Source organism: Thermaerobacter nagasakiensis, assembly GCF_055396825.1.
Genome location: NZ_AP043740.1, coordinates 597,882 through 614,920, shown reverse-complemented (window position 1 = coordinate 614,920; position 17,039 = coordinate 597,882). Strand labels below are relative to the sequence as shown.

General features: G+C 69.4%; 15 protein-coding genes. All 15 read right to left on the bottom strand.

Annotated elements, in window-relative coordinates:
* The 15 genes from rpsC to rpoB all read right to left on the bottom strand — a co-directional run bounded on the left by rpsC (position 1) and on the right by rpoB (position 17,013).
* Complete coding sequence (gene rpsC / locus ACZ5T9_RS02655) at positions 1-681, bottom strand: 30S ribosomal protein S3 (protein WP_006902840.1); 681 nt, start codon at positions 679-681, stop codon at positions 1-3.
* Position 682: 1 nt separating this feature from the next.
* Positions 683-1,024 carry a 50S ribosomal protein L22 gene (gene rplV, locus ACZ5T9_RS02650; RefSeq protein ID WP_006902838.1) on the bottom strand — a complete coding sequence of 114 codons (342 nt, stop codon included), beginning with the start codon at positions 1,022-1,024 and terminating at the stop codon, positions 683-685.
* A gap of 26 nt (positions 1,025-1,050) precedes the next feature.
* Positions 1,051-1,335 (bottom strand): 30S ribosomal protein S19, encoded by a 285-nt coding sequence (gene rpsS / locus ACZ5T9_RS02645; protein ID WP_006902837.1) that lies wholly within the window; start codon positions 1,333-1,335, stop codon positions 1,051-1,053.
* 130 nt (positions 1,336-1,465) lie between these two features.
* Positions 1,466-2,290: a 50S ribosomal protein L2 gene (gene rplB / locus ACZ5T9_RS02640; protein ID WP_006902836.1), complete on the bottom strand. Its 825-nt coding sequence runs from the start codon at positions 2,288-2,290 to the stop codon at positions 1,466-1,468.
* A 69-nt stretch (positions 2,291-2,359) separates the two neighbouring features.
* Positions 2,360-2,656, bottom strand: coding sequence for a 50S ribosomal protein L23 (rplW, locus tag ACZ5T9_RS02635; RefSeq protein ID WP_006902835.1), 297 nt, complete (start codon positions 2,654-2,656; stop codon positions 2,360-2,362).
* Positions 2,653-3,291, bottom strand: coding sequence for a 50S ribosomal protein L4 (gene rplD, locus ACZ5T9_RS02630; RefSeq protein WP_006902834.1), 639 nt, complete (start codon positions 3,289-3,291; stop codon positions 2,653-2,655). Before rplD ends, rplW begins: the two co-directional genes overlap by 4 nt.
* A 32-nt stretch (positions 3,292-3,323) precedes the next feature.
* Positions 3,324-3,977, bottom strand: coding sequence for a 50S ribosomal protein L3 (rplC, locus tag ACZ5T9_RS02625; protein WP_464833733.1), 654 nt, complete (start codon positions 3,975-3,977; stop codon positions 3,324-3,326).
* Between the two features lie 64 nt (positions 3,978-4,041).
* Positions 4,042-4,350 carry a 30S ribosomal protein S10 gene (gene rpsJ, locus ACZ5T9_RS02620; RefSeq protein ID WP_006902832.1) on the bottom strand — a complete coding sequence of 103 codons (309 nt, stop codon included), beginning with the start codon at positions 4,348-4,350 and terminating at the stop codon, positions 4,042-4,044.
* A gap of 36 nt (positions 4,351-4,386) precedes the next feature.
* Positions 4,387-5,574, bottom strand: a complete 1,188-nt coding sequence (gene tuf / locus ACZ5T9_RS02615) for an elongation factor Tu (protein WP_006902817.1) — start codon at positions 5,572-5,574, stop codon at positions 4,387-4,389.
* Positions 5,575-5,725: 151 nt separating this feature from the next.
* A complete protein-coding gene (fusA, locus tag ACZ5T9_RS02610) occupies positions 5,726-7,822 on the bottom strand; it encodes an elongation factor G (protein ID WP_006902830.1) in 2,097 nt (698 codons plus the stop codon).
* A gap of 66 nt (positions 7,823-7,888) precedes the next feature.
* Positions 7,889-8,359, bottom strand: coding sequence for a 30S ribosomal protein S7 (rpsG, locus tag ACZ5T9_RS02605; protein WP_006902829.1), 471 nt, complete (start codon positions 8,357-8,359; stop codon positions 7,889-7,891).
* Between the two features lie 239 nt (positions 8,360-8,598).
* The gene (gene rpsL, locus ACZ5T9_RS02600; RefSeq protein ID WP_006902828.1) at positions 8,599-8,973 is read right to left on the bottom strand and encodes a 30S ribosomal protein S12; all 375 of its coding nucleotides are present in this window, start codon (positions 8,971-8,973) and stop codon (positions 8,599-8,601) included.
* A gap of 46 nt (positions 8,974-9,019) precedes the next feature.
* Entirely contained in the window at positions 9,020-9,271 is a 252-nt protein-coding gene (locus ACZ5T9_RS02595; RefSeq protein ID WP_006902827.1) for a ribosomal L7Ae/L30e/S12e/Gadd45 family protein, read from the bottom strand.
* A gap of 245 nt (positions 9,272-9,516) precedes the next feature.
* A complete protein-coding gene (rpoC, locus tag ACZ5T9_RS02590; RefSeq protein WP_464833731.1) occupies positions 9,517-13,299 on the bottom strand; it encodes a DNA-directed RNA polymerase subunit beta' in 3,783 nt (1,260 codons plus the stop codon).
* Positions 13,300-13,302: 3 nt separating this feature from the next.
* The gene (gene rpoB, locus ACZ5T9_RS02585) at positions 13,303-17,013 is read right to left on the bottom strand and encodes a DNA-directed RNA polymerase subunit beta (protein WP_464833729.1); all 3,711 of its coding nucleotides are present in this window, start codon (positions 17,011-17,013) and stop codon (positions 13,303-13,305) included.
* Positions 17,014-17,039: the final 26 nt, after the last annotated feature.

Sequence of the window (17,039 nt, the reverse complement as noted above, 5' to 3'; positions counted from 1 at the left end):
TTATCGGCCTCCCTGGGCGCCCTGCTCGGCGGCCTCTGCCGGCCGCTTGGCCTCGGGCAGGACCTCCCCGCGGTTGATCCATACCTTCACGCCGATCTGTCCGTAGGTGGTGAACGCCTCGGCCTGGCCGTAGTCGATGTCGGCCCGCAGGGTGTGCAGGGGCACCGACCCCTCCGCCGTCCACTCGCTGCGGGAGATCTCGGCGCCGCCCAGGCGGCCGGATACCCGGATCTTGCAACCCTTGGCGCCCGCCCGCATGGTCCGCTGCAGGGCCTGCTTCATGGCCCGCCGCCAGGCCACGCGCCGCTGGATCTGGGCGGCGATGCTCTCGGCCACCAACTGGGCGTCCAGCTCGGGCTCCTTGACCTCGACCACGTTGATGGCCACCTGCCGGCCGGTCATCCGCTCCAGTTCCTGCCGGAGGCTTTCGACGCCGGTGCCGCCCTTGCCGATGACCATACCCGGCTTGCCGGCGTGGATGGTCAGGCGGATGCGGTTGGCCGCGCGCTCGATCTCCACCCGGGAGATGCCGGCGTCATACAGGCGCTTCTTGATGTACCGGCGGATCCGCTGGTCCTCCAGCAGCAGGTCGACGAACTCCTGCCGCCGGGCATACCAGCGGGAATCCCAGTCGCGAATGATACCCAGGCGAAACCCCTTCGGGTGCGTCTTCTGGCCCACCTTAACCCTCCTTTCTCTCCGCCACGATCACCGTCACGTGGCTGGTGGGCTTCAGGATGGGGAAAGCCCGCCCCCGCGCCCGCGGCCGCCAGCGCTTGAGCCGCGGCCCCTCGTCCACGTACGCCTTGACAATGTAAAGCCGGTCCTCGTCCAGGTCGTGGTTGTTGGTGGCGTTGGCCACTGCCGAGCGAACCACCTTTTCCACGATCCGCGCCGCCCGCTTGGGCGTGAAGCGCAGCAGGGTCAGAGCCTCGCCCACGGGCTTGCCGCGGACGAGGTCCACCACCTGGCGCGCCTTGCGCGGCGACAGCCGGACGAATCGAGCCACCGCCCGGGCCTCCATGGTGTTCCCTCCTTGGCGGCCCGCCCTCACCGCACCCGGGCCTGCCGCTCCGTCTTGTCGGCGTGGCCGCGGAAGGTGCGGGTGGGCGCGAACTCACCCAGCTTGTGACCGATCATGTCTTCGGTGATGTAGACAGGGACGTGCTTGCGCCCGTCATGCACGGCGATGGTGTGCCCCACCATCTCCGGCACGATGGTGCTGTCCCGGGACCAGGTCCGGATGACCCGGCGCTGGTTCTTCTCGTTCAGGGCCTGGATCTTCTTCAGCAGCTTCGGGTCGACGTACGGCCCCTTCTTCAGCGATCGCCCCATCCAGCCTGCACCTCCTTTACCCGGGCTGACGGCTTGCACCCCGGGCGGCGGGCCCGCCCCCGTTGCGGGGCGACCCGCCCTGCCGCCGGCCGCCGGGCCGCGGCCGGGCACCCGCACCTGACGAACCGGCCTACTTGCGGCGCCGGACGATCAGGCGATCCGAGGGCTTCTTCTTGCGCGTCTTCTTGCCCAGGGCCGGCTTGCCCCACGGCGTCACCGGATGGCGGCCGATGGGTGCCTTGCCTTCGCCACCGCCGTGGGGGTGGTCCACCGGGTTCATCACCGAACCGCGGACCGTGGGCCGGCGGCCCAGCCAGCGGCTCCGGCCCGCCTTGCCGATGGTCACGTTCTCGTGGTCCAGGTTGCCAACCTGGCCGATGGTCGCCTTGCACTCCAGCCGGACCAGCCGCACCTCGCCCGAGGGCAGGCGCAGGTGGGCGTAGTCGCCCTCCTTGGCCGCCAGCTGGACCTCCGCACCGGCGGCCCGGGCCAGCTGCCCGCCCTTGCCCGGCTTGAGCTCCACGTTGTGGATCGTGGTGCCCACGGGGATGTTGCGCAGGGGCAGGGCGTTGCCCGGCCGGATGTCGGCGTCGGGACCGGACATCACGGTGTCGCCCACCTTGAGGCCGACGGGCGCCAGGATGTAGCGCTTCTCGCCGTCGGCGTAGTGCAGCAGGGCGATGAAGGCCGTCCGGTTGGGATCGTACTCGATGGACGCCACCCTGGCCGGCACGCCGTCCTTGTCCCGCTTGAAGTCGATGATGCGGTACAGCCGCTTGTGTCCGCCGCCCCGGTGGCGCACGGTGATGCGCCCCTGGGCGTTGCGGCCCGCCTTCTTCTTCAGCGGCGCCACCAGCGACTTCTCGGGTTCGTCCCGGGTGACGATCTGCTTGTAGTCCAGCACCGTCATCTGGCGCCGGCCAGGGGACGTGGGCTTGTACTTGCGAACCGCCATGGTCAGAGCCCCCTTCGGGCGCCCGGCAGGGCCCGGCGCCCTCCACGCCTCACGGGTTCACCACCCGCGTCAGGACACGTCCTCGAAGAACTCCTTGATGCGGTGCCCTTCCGCCAGGGTGACGATGGCCTTCTTGGCGTCGGGCTGGTAACCGGCGAACCGGCCGACCCGGCGCAGCTTGCCCCGCACCCGCACGGTGTTCACCTTGGCCACCCGCACCTTGAAGATCTGTTCCACGGCCCGCTTGATCTGGGTCTTGTTGGCCTTCGGGTGCACGAGAAAGGTGTACTTGTTGTCGGCCAGCTGCTGCATGCTCTTCTCCGTGATCACCGGGCGCAGGATGACATCATGGGGATCGGTGATCATGCCCCCAGCACCTCCTCCGCCCGCTCCACGGCTTCCCGGGCCAGGACCACGTGGCCGTGGCGCAGCACCTGATAGACGTTGAGCCGGTCCACCGTCTCGGTGTCGGCTCCCGGCAGGTTGCGCACCGACAGGTAGAGCGTCTTGTTCGGTTCCGCCAGGACGAACAGGGGCCGCTTGCCCTCCAGGTCGAGGCGCCGGATCAGGGCCGCCATCTCGCGGGTACGGGGCCGCTCCAGCCCCAGGTCATCGAGCCCCTCCAGCACGATCAGCTCGCCGTCGGCCACCTTGGCCGACAGGGCGGACCGCAGCGCGGCCCGGCGCGCCTTCTTGGGCAGGTCCTGGGTATAGTCCCGCGGCTGGGGGCCGAAGACGATACCGCCCTTGCGCCACTGGGGCGCCCGGATGCTGCCCTGCCGGGCCCGGCCCGTGCCCTTCTGCCGCCAGGGCTTGCGGCCGCCGCCCGAGACCATGCCCCGGGTCTTGGTGGCCGCCGTACCCCGGCGCTGGTTGGCCAGGTAGCGGACCACCGCCTGGTGCATCAGGGCCTCCCGCACCGGGGCGCCGAAGACCGCGTCGCTCAGCTCGATCTCCCCGACCCGCTCGCCCTGGGTGTTGTAAACCGCCACCCTCGGCATGGGGTTGTCCTCCTTTCGCCGCCCGCCGGGCCTCACGCCGGCCGCGTCTTGCGCGGGACGTTGGTCTTGCGGATGGCGACCACGCTACCCCGCGGCCCGGGTACGGCGCCCTTCACCAGCAGCAGGTTGCGCTCGGGATCCACCCGCACCACCTGCAGGCCCCGCACGGTGACCCGCCGGTTGCCGGTCCGGCCCGCCATCCGGCGCCCCTTGAACACCCGGCCGGGGAAGGTCGACGGCGCCAGGGAGCCGGGGCCGCGGTGGTACTTGGAGCCGTGGCTCATGGGTCCCCGGCCGAACCCGTGCCGGGCCACCGGGCCCAGGAAGCCCTTGCCCTTGGAGGTCCCGGTGACGTCCACGTACTCCCCGGCCTTGAACAGCTCCACCGTGAGCTGCTGGCCGACCTCGGGCATGGACTCCCCCTCGCCCTCCAGCCGGAACTCCCGCAGCACGCGCACGGGATTGACCCCGGCCCGGGCGAAGTGGCCTGCCATCGGCTTGTTCACCTTGCGGGGCTTGATCTCGCCAAAGCCCAGCTGGACCGCCCGGTAGCCGTCCCGCTCCGGGGTGCGGGTCTGCACCACCACGCAGGGCCCCGCCTGGATCACGGTGACCGGCACCGCCCGGCCCTCGTCGTCGAAGATCTGCGTCATGCCCAGCTTGCGACCCAACAGGCCGACGCCCATGGGTTGCACCTCCGTTTGCCGTCCTGCCCCTTGCCCGAACGCCTGGCCGAGCCAAGGACTCGGCTCAGAGCTTGATCTCGATGTCGACCCCGGCAGGCAGGTCGACCCGCCGCAGCGCATCGATGGTCTTGGGCGTCGGGTCGATGATATCGATCAGGCGCTTGTGGGTGCGCATCTCGAACTGCTCGCGGTGGTCCTTCTCGCCGTTGGGTGCCGTCAGGACCGTGAACACGCTGCGCTCCGTGGGCAGCGGCACGGGCCCGGAGATCTTGGCCCCCGTGCGCCGCGCGGTCTCCACGATCTTGTCGGCCGACTGGTCGAGCACGCCGTGGTCGAACGCCCGCAGCTTGATCCGGATCTTTTGCCGGGCCATCGGTGGTCCCCCCTTGCGCTCTCGTCCCAACCGGACCTACTCCAGGATCTTGGTGACGACGCCGGCGCCCACGGTGCGGCCGCCCTCGCGGATGGCGAACCGCAGCCCTTCCTCGATGGCGATGGGGGTGATCAGCTCCACCGTCATCTCGATGTTGTCCCCGGGCATGCACATCTCCACGCCCTCGGGCAGCTTGATCTCCCCCGTCACGTCCGTCGTCCGGAAGTAGAACTGCGGCCGGTACCCGTTGAAAAACGGCGTGTGCCGCCCGCCCTCTTCCTTCTTCAGCACGTACACGTTCCCCATGAACTTCTTGTGCGGGTTGATCGTCCCCGGCTTCGCCAATACCTGCCCGCGCTCGATCTCGTCCTTGTCAATCCCTCGCAGCAGGCACCCGATGTTGTCCCCCGCCACCGCCTCGTCCAGCACCTTCCGGAACATCTCCACGCCCGTCACGACCGTCTTCCGCGGCTTGTCGGTGAAGCCCACCAGCTCCACCTCGTCGCCCACCTTCACCCGGCCCCGCTCCACGCGGCCCGTCGCCACCGTCCCGCGCCCCGTGATGGAGAACACGTCCTCCACCGGCATCAGGAACGGCTTATCCACGTCCCGCTGCGGCGTCGGAATGTACTCGTCCACCGCCTTCATCAGGTCCAAAATCGCCTGCTCCGCCGCCGGATCCCCTTCCAGGGCCTTCAGCGCCGACCCCTTGATCACCGGCACCTCGTCCCCCGGAAAGTCGTACTGGCTCAAAAGCTCCCGCACCTCAAGCTCCACCAGCTCCAACAACTCCGGATCGTCCACCATGTCCACCTTGTTCAAAAACACCACGATGTACGGCACGCCCACCTGCCGCGCCAGCAAGATGTGCTCCCGCGTCTGCGGCATCGGCCCGTCCGCCGCCGACACCACCAGAATCGCCCCGTCCATCTGCGCCGCGCCCGTGATCATGTTCTTCACGTAGTCCGCGTGCCCCGGGCAGTCCACGTGCGCGTAGTGCCGCGCGTCCGTCTCGTACTCCACGTGCGCCGTCGCAATGGTGATCCCGCGCTCCCGCTCCTCCGGCGCCTTGTCGATCTGGTCGTAGGCCACAAACTGCGCCTTCCCCTGCTTCGACAGCACCTTCGTGATCGCCGCCGTCAGCGTCGTCTTCCCGTGGTCCACGTGCCCGATGGTCCCCACGTTCACGTGCGGCTTCGTCCGCTCGAACTTGGCCTTGGCCATGGGGTAATCGCCTCCTTGCACCCTGTTCTGCTGCCGCTGCTCTGCTGTGGCTCCGCCCGTTCTGGCGCCCTCCGGCCGGCGGGCTGCCGGGATCAGGGACGTCCGGCCGCCGCCGCCTTCGCCCTCGGCCGCTGCCAGCCCGCGCCGGACGCTAGCGGGCCGCCCGGGCCCGGTCGCCCCGGGCCTCGATGATCTGGTCGGCGATGTTGCGCGGCACCTGCTCGTAATGGCTGAACTGCATGGTGTAGGTGCCGCGCCCCTGGGTCTTGGACCGCAGGTCCGTGGCGTAGCCGAACATCTCCGCCAGCGGGACCAGGGCCCGGATCACCTGCAGCCCGCCGGCGTCGGGCTCCATGCCCTCGACCCGGCCGCGGCGGGCGTTGATGTCGCCGATGACGTCGCCCATGTACTGCTCGGGCACCACCACTTCGACCTTCATGATGGGCTCCAGCAGCACCGGGCCCGCCTGCTGGGCCGCATTGCGCAGGCCCATGGAGCCGGCGATCTTGAAGGCCATCTCCGAGGAGTCCACCTCGTGGTACGAGCCATCCACCAGGGTGACCCGCACGTCCAGCATGGGATAGCCGGCCAGGATGCCGTTCTCCAGCGCCTCCCGGACGCCGGCTTCCACCGCCGGGATGTACTCCTTGGGCACCACGCCACCGACGATCTTGTTGACGAACTCGAACCCGGAGCCGGGCTCCATGGGCTCGATCTCCAGCACCACGTGGCCGTACTGGCCGCGGCCGCCGGTCTGCCGGATGTACTTGCCCTCGGCCCGCGCCGGCCGGGTGATGGTCTCCTTGTAAGCCACCTGGGGCTTGCCGACGTTGGCCTGCACCTTGAACTCCCGCATCAGGCGGTCGACGATGATCTCCAGGTGCAGCTCGCCCATGCCGGAGATGATGGTCTGGCCCGTTTCCTCGTCGGTGTGGACCCGGAAGGTCGGGTCCTCCTCGGCCAGCTTGTTGAGCGACTCGCCCAGCTTGTCCTGATCGGCCTGGGTCTTGGGCTCGATGGCCACCGAGATCACCGGCTCGGGGAACTCCATGGACTCCAGCACGATGGGCGCGTTGGGGTCGCACAGGGTCTCGCCGGTGATGGTGTCCTTCAGGCCGACGGCGGCGGCGATGTCGCCGGTCCATACCTCGTCGACCTCTTCCCGGTGGTTGGCATGCATCCGCACGATGCGGCCGATGCGCTCCTGCCGGCCCTTGTTGCTGTTGTACACGTAGCTGCCGGCCTTCAGGTGGCCCGAGTAGACCCGGAAGAAGGCCAGCTTGCCCACGTAGGGGTCGGTCATGATCTTGAAGACCAGCGCCGAGAAGGGCTCGTCATCGCTGACCTTGCGCTCGATCTCCTGGCCGGTCTTGGGATCGGTGCCGCGCACGGCCGCGATGTCCAGGGGCGAGGGCAGGTAGTCGACCACCGCATCCAGCAGCAGCTGGACGCCCTTGTTCCGGTAGGCGGAGCCGCACAGCACCGGCACCAGCTGGAGGTTGACCGTGCCCTTGCGCAGGGCGGCGCGGATCTCGCCGGTGGAGATCGGCTCGCCCTCCAGGTATTTCATCATGAGTTCCTCGTCGACCTCGGCCACGGCCTCCAGCAGCTTCTCCCGGTACTCGGCGGCCTGCTCCTGCATCTCGGCCGGGATCTCCGCCGCCTCGTAGCGGGTCCCCAGGTCATCGCGGTAGAAGATGGCCTTCATCTCGACCAGGTCGATGATGCCCTGAAAACTGTCCTCGGCCCCGATGGGCAGCTGGATGGCCACCGGGTTGGCGCCCAGCCGCTCCCGCATCTGGTCCAGGACGCGGTAGAAGTTGGCGCCGACCACGTCCATCTTGTTGACGAAGGCGATGCGGGGCACCCGGTACTTGTTGGCCTGGCGCCACACCGTCTCCGACTGGGGCTCCACGCCGCCGCGGGCGGCGAAGATGGCGATCACGCCGTCCAGAACGCGCAGGGAGCGCTCCACCTCGACGGTAAAGTCCACGTGGCCGGGCGTATCAATGATGTTGATCCGGTGATCCCGCCAGAAGCAGGTGGTGGCGGCGGAGGTGATGGTGATGCCGCGCTCCTGCTCCTGCACCATCCAGTCCATGGTGGCGGCGCCTTCGTGGACCTCGCCCATCCGGTGCACGCGCCCCGTGTAGTACAGGATGCGTTCCGTGGTCGTGGTCTTGCCCGCGTCGATGTGGGCGGCGATCCCGATATTGCGCGTGCGCTCCAGGGGATACTCCCGGGGCATGTCGTCCCTCCTTCCTCCGCCGCGCCCGGCCGCCGGCCGCTGCCGGCGGCGCGCCCGCCAGCCTGCTTACCAGCGGTAATGGGCAAAGGCGCGGTTGGCTTCCGCCATGCGATGGACCTCTTCCTTGCGGCGCACGGCGCCACCGGTGTTGTTGGCGGCGTCGATCAGTTCATTGGCCAGGCGCTCCACCATGGTCCGCTCGTTGCGCTGGCGGGCGTATTCCACCAGCCACCGGAGCGCCAGGGACAGGCGCCGTTCCGGCCGCACCTCCAGGGGCACCTGGTAGGTGGCACCCCCCACGCGCCGGGGGCGGACCTCCAACGCCGGCATGGTGTTGCGCACCGCCTGTTCGAAAACCTCCAGGGGATCCCGGCCGGTCTTGGCGGCGACGCGCTCGAAGGCCTGGTAGACGATGCGCTGGGCCAGGCTCTTCTTCCCGTCCCACATCACCTTGTTGATGAGCCGTGCCACCCGCTCGCTGCCGTAGACGGGATCCGGCTCCACCGGGCGCCGTGGCACCCTGCCTCGCCTGGGCATGCCCTTCCTCCCTCCATACCGTCCTGCTGGCCGGCTGCCACCGGCCGGGCCTGGACATCAGGGCCAGCCCGGCCCCTGACACGCCACGACGCCCGCTCCGGGCGTAAAAAATTCCTCGCCAGCTCCCGGGACGAACCCGCCCCGCGCCTGCAGGGCCACCGGCGGCGAGGATGCGCCCGGCAGCGGGCGCCCGCAGGGGCCGCCCGCCGGCCGCGAGCCCGTGATTCAGCCGACAGCCGTCAGGACTTGGGCCGCTTGGCCCCGTACTTGGACCGCCCCTGGCGGCGCTTCTCGACCCCGGCGGCATCCAGCGCGCCCCGGATGATCTGATAGCGCACGCCCGGCAGGTCCTTCACGCGACCGCCGTGGACCAGCACCACCGAGTGCTCCTGGAGGTTGTGGCCCTCACCGGGGATGTAGGCCGTCACCTCGACGCCGTTGGTCAGGCGCACCCGGGCGATCTTCCGCAGGGCGGAATTGGGCTTCTTGGGCGTCGTGGTGCGCACCTGCAGGCACACGCCGCGCTTCTGGGGGTTGCCCCGCAGCGCCGGCGCACCCGTCCGGCGGGTCACCCGCTCGCGCCCCTTGCGCACCAGCTGGTTGATCGTCGGCATCGAGCGTCACCTCCTTCCCATCCCGGGCCAGGGGGCCGCCGCCGCCTCATTCTTCGAGAATGGCGGCGGAGGCGGCCCCGACCTTGATCCGGCAAGCGCTTCCCAGTTCGCGCATGGTGTCGACGTATTCCACCGCGATGCCGCGCGCCTGGCAGGCCTGCACCAGGTCGCGCACCACGTGGGCTTCCGCGTCGCGGGCCACGTAAACCTGCAACGCCTCGCCCTTCAGGACCGCCTTCAGGGTCTGCTTGGTACCGACGGTGCGGCGCCGGGCCGCCCGCAGGCGATCCAGGGACATCCCTCACTGGCCCTCCTTCGTGCGGCCGCCCTCCGGCCGCCCCCGATTCATCAGGCCAAAACACACTAGGTAAGTGTAGCACCGGCCCTTTTTCAGTGTCAACGCGAGCCGCCTCGCCGCCGGGCCGCCTGGCGGGGCGGCGGGGTGGCGCCTCGGGTGCGCACCGCCTGCCTCCGGGCGGGCGGCCCGCCGCACGGCCGCAGTACCCGACTCAGGGCGGTCCTGCCCGCCCCACGGGAGCCGGGTCATTCCGCGGCGGGCTCGTCGCCGGCCACCCCGGCACCGCCCGCCTCCGGGCCTTCCCCGGCGCCGGCTTCCTCCACCGGCGAGCCGTCGCCCGCGCCCGGACCGGCGGTACCGGCAGCCTCCTCCAGCAGCGCGGCGCCGTCGCCGCCCGCGGCCAGGGCCTGGGGGAGCACGTGGCCGTTGGCGGTGCCGTCCAGCGCCCCGTCGCCGGCCGCGGCCACCGCGCCGTCCTCACCCAGGGCGCGGGCCGCCAGGGTCTCGCTGCGGCGGGCCTGGGCCATGACCTCCCGCTCGGTCTTGCCCTCGACCAGGATCTGCATCCGGCGATAGCGGCTCATGCCGGTTCCGGCCGGGATCAGCTTGCCGATGATGACGTTCTCCTTGAGGCCCAGCAGGGGGTCGGTCTTCCCCTTGATGGCCGCCTCCGTAAGGACCCGGGTGGTTTCCTGGAAGGAGGCCGCGGAGAGGAAGGATTCGGTGGCCAGCGCCGCCTTGGTGATGCCCAGCAGCACCGGCCGGGCCGTGGCCGGCCGCGCCCCCTCGGGCAGCTGGGCGTTAGCCTCCTCCAGCTCGAAGACGTCGACCAGGCCGCCCGGCAAGAGGTCGGTGTCCCCGGCGTCCTCCACCTTCACCTTGCGCATCATCTGGCGGATGATGATCTCGATGTGCTTGTCGTTGATGTCCACGCCCTGCATGCGGTAGACCTTCTGGACTTCCTGCAGCAGGTAGAGCTGGACGGCCTGCACGCCCCGCACCTTGAGGATGTCGTGGGGGTTGATGGGCCCCTCGGTCAGCACGTCGCCGGGTTCCACCCGGTCCCCGTCGCGGACCAGGAGGCGGGCACCGAAGGGCACGGTGTAGGCCTCCCAGGTGCCGTCGTCGCTGATGACCCGCACCTCGCGCCGCTGCTTGGTCTCGACCACCTTGACGGTGCCGCCGACCTCCGTCATCACCGCCTGGCCCTTGGGCTTGCGGGCCTCGAACAGCTCCTCGACCCGCGGCAGGCCCTGGGTGATGTCCTCGCCGGCCACGCCGCCGGTGTGGAAGGTGCGCATGGTCAGCTGGGTGCCCGGCTCGCCGATGGACTGGGCGGCGATGGTCCCCACCGCCTCGCCGATGTTGACCATCTTGCCCGTCGCCAAATCGCGCCCGTAGCAGCGGGCGCAGACGCCGTACCGGGAGCGGCAGGCCAGCACGGAGCGGATCTCCACCTGCTCGATGCCGGCGTCCACGATGACCTGGGCTCGGTCCTCGTCGATCTCTTCACCCGCCGGCACGATGACCTCGCCCGTCTCGGGGTGCACCACGTCGCGGACGGCGATGCGGCCCACGATGCGGTCCTGCAGGGATTCGATGACTTCCTCCCCGTCCCGGATCTCCGACACCGTGATGCCCTCGGTGGTGCCGCAGTCTTCCTCCCGGACGATGACGTCCTGGGACACGTCCACCAGGCGCCGGGTCAGGTAACCGGAGTCGGCCGTGCGCAGGGCCGTGTCGGCCAGGCCCTTGCGGGCGCCGTGGGTGGAGGTGAAGTACTCCAAGACGGTGAGGCCCTCGCGGAAGTTGGCCCGCACCGGCTGCTCGATGATCCGGCCCGAGGGGTCGGTCATCAGGCCGCGCATGCCGCCCAGCTGGGCGATCTGGGTCAGGTTACCCCGGGCACCGGAGATGGCCATCATGTAGACCGGGTTGAAGTAGTCCAGGACCTGGGTCAGCTCCTGGGTCACCTTGTCCTTCGTCCGGTTCCAGATGTCGATGATCTTCTGATAGCGCTCTTCGGCGCTGATGAGGCCCCGGCGGTACTGGCTCTCCACCTGCTCCACCTGGGCTTCGGCCTCGGCGATGTACTCGGCCTTGCGCTCGGGGATCTTCACGTCCCCGATGGCGATGGACGCCCCGGCCTGGGTGGCGAAGCGGAAGCCCAGTTCCTTGACGGCGTCCAGCATCTCCACCGTCTTGGCGTAACCCAGGCGGCGGAAGCTCTCGGCCACGATGTCGCCCAGCTTCTTCTTGTCGACCACCTGGTTGACGAACCGGAGTTCCACGGGCAGGGCCTCGTTGAAGATCACCCGGCCCACCGTGGTCTCCAGCAACCGCCGCCCCTGGGCCGTCTCCACCCGCGCCTTGATCCGGGCGTGGACCTCCACCTGCTTGAGCTGGTAGGCCAGCAGCACCTCATCGGCGGAGCTGAAGATCCGGCCCTCGCCCCGGGCGCCCTCCCGCTCCAGCGTCAGGTAGAAGGAACCCAGCACCATGTCCTGGGTGGGCGTCACCACGGGCTTGCCGTCCTTGGGGTTCAGCAGGTTGTGGATCGACATCATGAGGACCCGGGCCTCGGCCTGGGCCTCCGCCGACAGGGGCACGTGCACCGCCATCTGGTCGCCGTCGAAGTCGGCGTTGTACGCCGTGCAGACCAGCGGGTGGATCTGGATGGCGCGGCCCTCCACCAGCACCGGCTCGAAGGCCTGGATGCCCAGGCGGTGCAGGGTGGGCGCGCGGTTCAGCAGGACGGGGTGCTCCTTGATGACCTCCTCCAGCACATCCCAGACCTCGTCCCGCACCCGCTCCACCATGCGCTTGGCGCTCTTGATGTTGTGGGCGTAACCCAGCTGCACCAGCCGCTTCATCACGAAGGGCTTGAACAGCTCCAGCGCCATCTCCTTCGGCAAGCCGCACTGGTGCATCTTCAGCCGCGGGCCCACCACGATGACCGAGCGGCCCGAGTAGTCCACGCGCTTGCCCAGCAGGTTCTGGCGGAAGCGGCCCTGCTTGCCCTTCAGCATGTCGGACAGGGACTTGAGGGGCCGGTTGCCCGGACCCGTGACCGGCCGGCCCCGCCGGCCGTTGTCGATCAGGGCGTCCACCGCCTCCTGCAGCATGCGCTTCTCGTTGCGGACGATGATGTCCGGCGCGCCCAGGTCCAGCAGCCGCTTGAGCCGGTTGTTGCGGTTGATCACCCGCCGGTAGAGGTCGTTGAGGTCCGATGTGGCGAAGCGGCCGCCGTCCAGCTGGACCATGGGCCGCAGGTCGGGCGGGATGACCGGGATGGCCTCGAGGATCATCCAGGTCGGGTCGTTGCCCGACTTGCGGAAGGCTTCGACCACCTCCAGCCGCCGGACGGCCCGCAGGCGGCGCTGGCCGCTGGAGTTGCGGATCTCGGCCCGCAGCTCCTCGGCCAGTTCGTCCAGGTCGATCCGCTCCAGAAGCTCCTTGACCGCCTCGGCGCCCATGCCGGCGCGGAAGGCGTTGCCGTACTTCTCCCGGGCCTCCCGGTACTCCGTCTCCGTCAGCAGCTGCTTCTCCATCAGCGCCGTCTCGCCCGGGTCGATCACCACGTACGCGGCGAAGTAGAGCACCCGCTCCAGGGCCCGGGGCGACATGTCCAGAAGCAGGCCCAGCCGCGAGGGGATGCCCTTGAAGTACCAGATGTGGCAGACGGGCGCCGCCAGCTCGATGTGCCCCATGCGCTCGCGGCGGACCTTGGCCTGCGTCACCTCGACGCCGCAGCGGTCGCAGACGATGCCCTTGTAGCGGACCCGCTTGTACTTGCCGCAGTGGCACTCCCAGTCCTTGGTCGGGCCGAAGATGCGCTCGCAGAAGAGGCCGTCCCGCTCCGGCTTCAGGGTGCGGTAGTTGATGGTCTCGGGCTTCTTCACCTCGCCCTTGGACCACTCCCGGATCTTCTCGGGCGAGGCCAGGCTGATGCGGATGGCGTCAAAATGGTTGACGTCCTGGGCAAGCCCGTCGCCGATGCGGTCCTGGAAGCTCTCGATGGTCTTCATGCCTCACTCGCCCCCTCCGCTGGCCCGCAGGTCGTCGTCCTCGTCACCGGGCGCGCCCGCCTCGTCCTCCCCGTCGGCGGGTTCGTCCGCCGCGTCGTCGCCCACGTCCGGGAGGTCGAAGCCGGCATCCAGGTCGGTGTCGTCATAGGCGTCCGGGCTGTCCCCCCAGTCGCCCTCACCGGCCTCGTCACCTTCCAGGCCTTCGTCGCCGGCCCCGTCATAATCGCCGTACCCGTCACCCTCGTCGTACGAACCGGCCTCGGCCGCCCGCCGGCCCGCCCGCACCCGGGCGCCCGCCCGGGCCAGCTCGCCCAGGTCCAGGTCCAGCTCGCCGCCGGTGTCGGCGGCTTCCTCGTCCTCCCGCAACACGATCTCCCGGTTGTCCTCGCTCAGGATCTTCACGTCCAGACCCAGGCTCTGCATCTCCTTGATCAGGACCTTGAACGACTCGGGCACGCCCGGCTCGGGCACGTTCTCGCCCTTGACGATGGCCTCGTACGTCTTCACGCGGCCCACCACGTCGTCGGACTTGACGGTCAGCAGCTCCTGCAGGGTGTAGGCGGCGCCGTAGGCCTCCAGGGCCCACACCTCCATCTCGCCGAAGCGCTGGCCGCCGAACTGGGCCTTTCCGCCCAGGGGCTGCTGGGTGACCAGCGAGTACGGCCCGGTGGAGCGGGCGTGGATCTTGTCGTCCACCAGGTGGGCCAGCTTGAGCATGTAGACGTAGCCCACCGTCACCTCGTTGTCGAAGGGCTCGCCGGTGCGGCCGTCATACAGCACGGTCTTGCCCGACTCGGGCAGGCCCGCCTTGCGCAAAAGCTCCCGGATGCTCTCCTCGCCGGTGCCGTCGAACACCGGGGTCGCCACCCACAGCCCCAGGGCCTTGGCCGCCCAGCCCAGGTGGCACTCCAGGATCTGGCCGATGTTCATGCGCGAGGGGACCCCCAGAGGGTTGAGGACGATGTCCACCGGCGTGCCGTCGGGGAGGAAGGGCATGTCTTCCTCCGGCATGATGCGGGCGATGACGCCCTTGTTGCCGTGGCGGCCGGCCATCTTGTCGCCCTCGGAGATCTTGCGCTTCTGGGCCACGTAGACCTGGACCAGCTGGTTGACGCCCGGCGCCAGCTCGTCGCCGTTCTCCCGGGAGAAGACCTTGACGTCGACGACGATGCCGCTTTCGCCGTGGGGCACCCGCAGGGAGGTATCCCGCACCTCCCGCGCCTTCTCGCCGAAGATGGCGCGCAGGAGCCGCTCCTCGGCGGTGAGCTCCGTCTCGCCCTTGGGCGTCACCTTGCCGACCAGGATGTCCCCTGCCCGGACCTCGGCCCCGATGCGGATGATGCCGCGCTCGTCCAGGTCGCGCAGCTGGTCTTCGCCCACGTTGGGGATGTCGCGGGTGATCTCCTCCGGACCCAGCTTGGTGTCGCGGGCCTCGCACTCGTACTCCTCGATGTGGATCGAGGTGAAGACGTCATCCTTGACCAGCCGCTCGCTGATCAGGATGGCGTCCTCGTAGTTGTAGCCCTCCCAGGGCATGAAGGCGACCAGCACGTTGCGGCCCAGGGCCAGCTCGCCGTGGTCGGTGGAGGGGCCGTCGGCCAGGACGTCGCCCTTCTCCACCCGCTGGCCCTTGCGCACCAGCGGCCGCTGGTTGAAGCACGTGCCCTGGTTGGAACGCTCGAACTTCATCAGGTGGTAGGTGTCCCGCTGGCCGTCGTCGGTTTCGACCACGATCTCGCGGGCCGTCACCCGCCGCACGGTGCCCGCCCGGCGGGCGGTGATCACCACCCCCGAGTCCACGGCGGTGCGGTACTCGACGCCCGTGCCCACCAGGGGGGCCTCGGTGCGGATCAGGGGGACCGCCTGGCGCTGCATGTTGGCCCCCATCAGGGCGCGGTTGGCGTCGTCGTGCTCCAGGAACGGGATCAGCGCCGTCGCGATGGAGAACACCTGCTTGGGCGAGACGTCCATGTAGTCGATCTCTTCGGGCGCGGCCAGGCGCACCTCGTCGCGGAAGCGCACGGCCACCCGCTTCTCCTTGAAGTACCCGTTCTCATCCAGCTCGGCGTTGGCCTGGGCGATGACGCACTCGTCCTCCTCATCGGCCGTGAGGTAGACCACGTCGTCGGTCACCCGGCCCTTTTCCACCCTCCGGTACGGCGTCTCGATGAAGCCGTACTCGTTCACCCGGGCATAGGTCGCCATGGCGCCGATCAAGCCGATGTTGGGACCTTCCGGCGTCTCGATGGGGCACATGCGCCCGTAGTGGGAGTGGTGCACGTCCCGCACGTCGAACCCGGCCCGCTCCCGGCTCAGGCCGCCGGGCCCCAGGGCCGACAGCCGGCGCTTGTGGGTGAGCTCGGAGAGCGGGTTCGTCTGGTCCATGAACTGGCTGAGCTGGCTGGAGCCGAAGAACTCCTTGACCGCCGCCACCACGGGCCGGATGTTGATCAGCGCCTGGGGCGTGATGGCGTCGGCGTCCTGGATGCTCATGCGCTCCTTGATGACCCGCTCCATCCGCGCCAGGCCGATGCGGAACTGGTTCTGCAGGAGCTCGCCCACCGAGCGCAGGCGGCGGTTGCCCAGATGGTCGATGTCGTCGGTGGTGCCGACGCCGGCAAACAGGCCGAAGGCGTAGTTGATGATGGCGGCGATGTCTTCCCGGGTCAGGGTGCGGACCGTGGTGTCGGGCTGGCCGTTGCCCAGGACCACCACCTCGCGGTCCTCGGGGGTGCGCACCCGCACCCGCCGCACGCCCGCCGCCTGGACCCGCTGGGCCAGCTGGCGGTCGAACCGCTGGCCCGCCTCCACGATCCGCTCCCCCGTCTGGGGATCCACCACGTCTTCCGCGGCGTAAAGGCCGATGAGCCGCGCCCGCAGGTTGAGCTTCTTGTTCATCTTGTAGCGGCCCACGGCCGCCAGATCGTAGCGCTTGGGGTCGAAGAACAGGTTGTCCAGAAGCTGGCGGGCGCTCTCGTCGGTGGGCGGTTCCCCGGGCCGCAGGCGCTTGTAGATCTCGATCAGGGCCTCGGCCTGGGAGTCGGTGTTGTCCTTGTCCAGGGTGGCCCGGACGTGTTCGGTATCGCCCAGCAGCTCCAGCAGCTCGGCATCGGTCTGGTAGCCCAGGGCCCGCAGCAGCACGGTGGCGGGCTGCTTCCGGGTGCGGTCGACGCGCACATACACCACGCCGCTGGCATCGGTTTCAAACTCCAGCCAGGCACCGCGGTTGGGGATGACCGTGGCCGAATAGAGCGGGTTGCCGTTGGCGTCATAATCCACGCTGTAGTAGACGCCCGGCGAGCGGACCAGCTGGCTGACCACGACGCGCTCGGCGCCGTTGATCACGAAGGTGCCGTGCTCGGTCATCAGCGGGAAGTCTCCCATGAAGACCTCCTGCTCCTTGACCTCGCCCGTTTCCTTATTAATGAGGCGCACCCTCACCCGCATGGGCGCAGCGTAGGTGACGTCCCGGTCCTTGCACTCCTGGACGGAATACTTGGGCTCGCCCAGCGAATAGTCCACGAACTCCAGCACCAGGTTGCCCGTGAAGTCCTGAATGGGCGAGATGTCCTGGAAGGTCTCCTTCAGGCCTTCGTTGAGGAACCACCGGTAGGAGTTCAGCTGCACCTCGATCAGGTTGGGCAGGTCCAGGACTTCGTGGATGCGCCCGAAGCTCAGCCGCTCGCGCTTCCCGCTCTTGACCACGTGCGGCATGCCTTCACACCCCTTCGGCAGAGGAT

Coding starts and splice junctions, on each gene's coding strand:
- ACZ5T9_RS02595 (WP_006902827.1), bottom strand. CDS start 9,271: ATGTCCCTGGATCGCCTGCGGGCGGCCCGGCGCCGCACCGTCGGTACC.
- rpsG (WP_006902829.1), bottom strand. CDS start 8,359: ATGCCCAGGCGAGGCAGGGTGCCACGGCGCCCGGTGGAGCCGGATCCC.
- rpsJ (WP_006902832.1), bottom strand. CDS start 4,350: ATGGCCCGGCAAAAGATCCGGATCAAGCTGCGGGCGTTCGACCACGGC.
- rplV (WP_006902838.1), bottom strand. CDS start 1,024: ATGGAGGCCCGGGCGGTGGCTCGATTCGTCCGGCTGTCGCCGCGCAAG.
- rplB (WP_006902836.1), bottom strand. CDS start 2,290: ATGGCGGTTCGCAAGTACAAGCCCACGTCCCCTGGCCGGCGCCAGATG.
- tuf (WP_006902817.1), bottom strand. CDS start 5,574: ATGGCCAAGGCCAAGTTCGAGCGGACGAAGCCGCACGTGAACGTGGGG.
- rplD (WP_006902834.1), bottom strand. CDS start 3,291: ATGCCGAGGGTGGCGGTTTACAACACCCAGGGCGAGCGGGTCGGGGAG.
- rplC (WP_464833733.1), bottom strand. CDS start 3,977: ATGGGCGTCGGCCTGTTGGGTCGCAAGCTGGGCATGACGCAGATCTTC.
- rplW (WP_006902835.1), bottom strand. CDS start 2,656: ATGATCACCGATCCCCATGATGTCATCCTGCGCCCGGTGATCACGGAG.
- rpoB (WP_464833729.1), bottom strand. CDS start 17,013: ATGCCGCACGTGGTCAAGAGCGGGAAGCGCGAGCGGCTGAGCTTCGGG.
- fusA (WP_006902830.1), bottom strand. CDS start 7,822: ATGCCCCGGGAGTATCCCCTGGAGCGCACGCGCAATATCGGGATCGCC.
- rpoC (WP_464833731.1), bottom strand. CDS start 13,299: ATGAAGACCATCGAGAGCTTCCAGGACCGCATCGGCGACGGGCTTGCC.
- rpsL (WP_006902828.1), bottom strand. CDS start 8,973: ATGCCGACGATCAACCAGCTGGTGCGCAAGGGGCGCGAGCGGGTGACC.
- rpsS (WP_006902837.1), bottom strand. CDS start 1,335: ATGGGGCGATCGCTGAAGAAGGGGCCGTACGTCGACCCGAAGCTGCTG.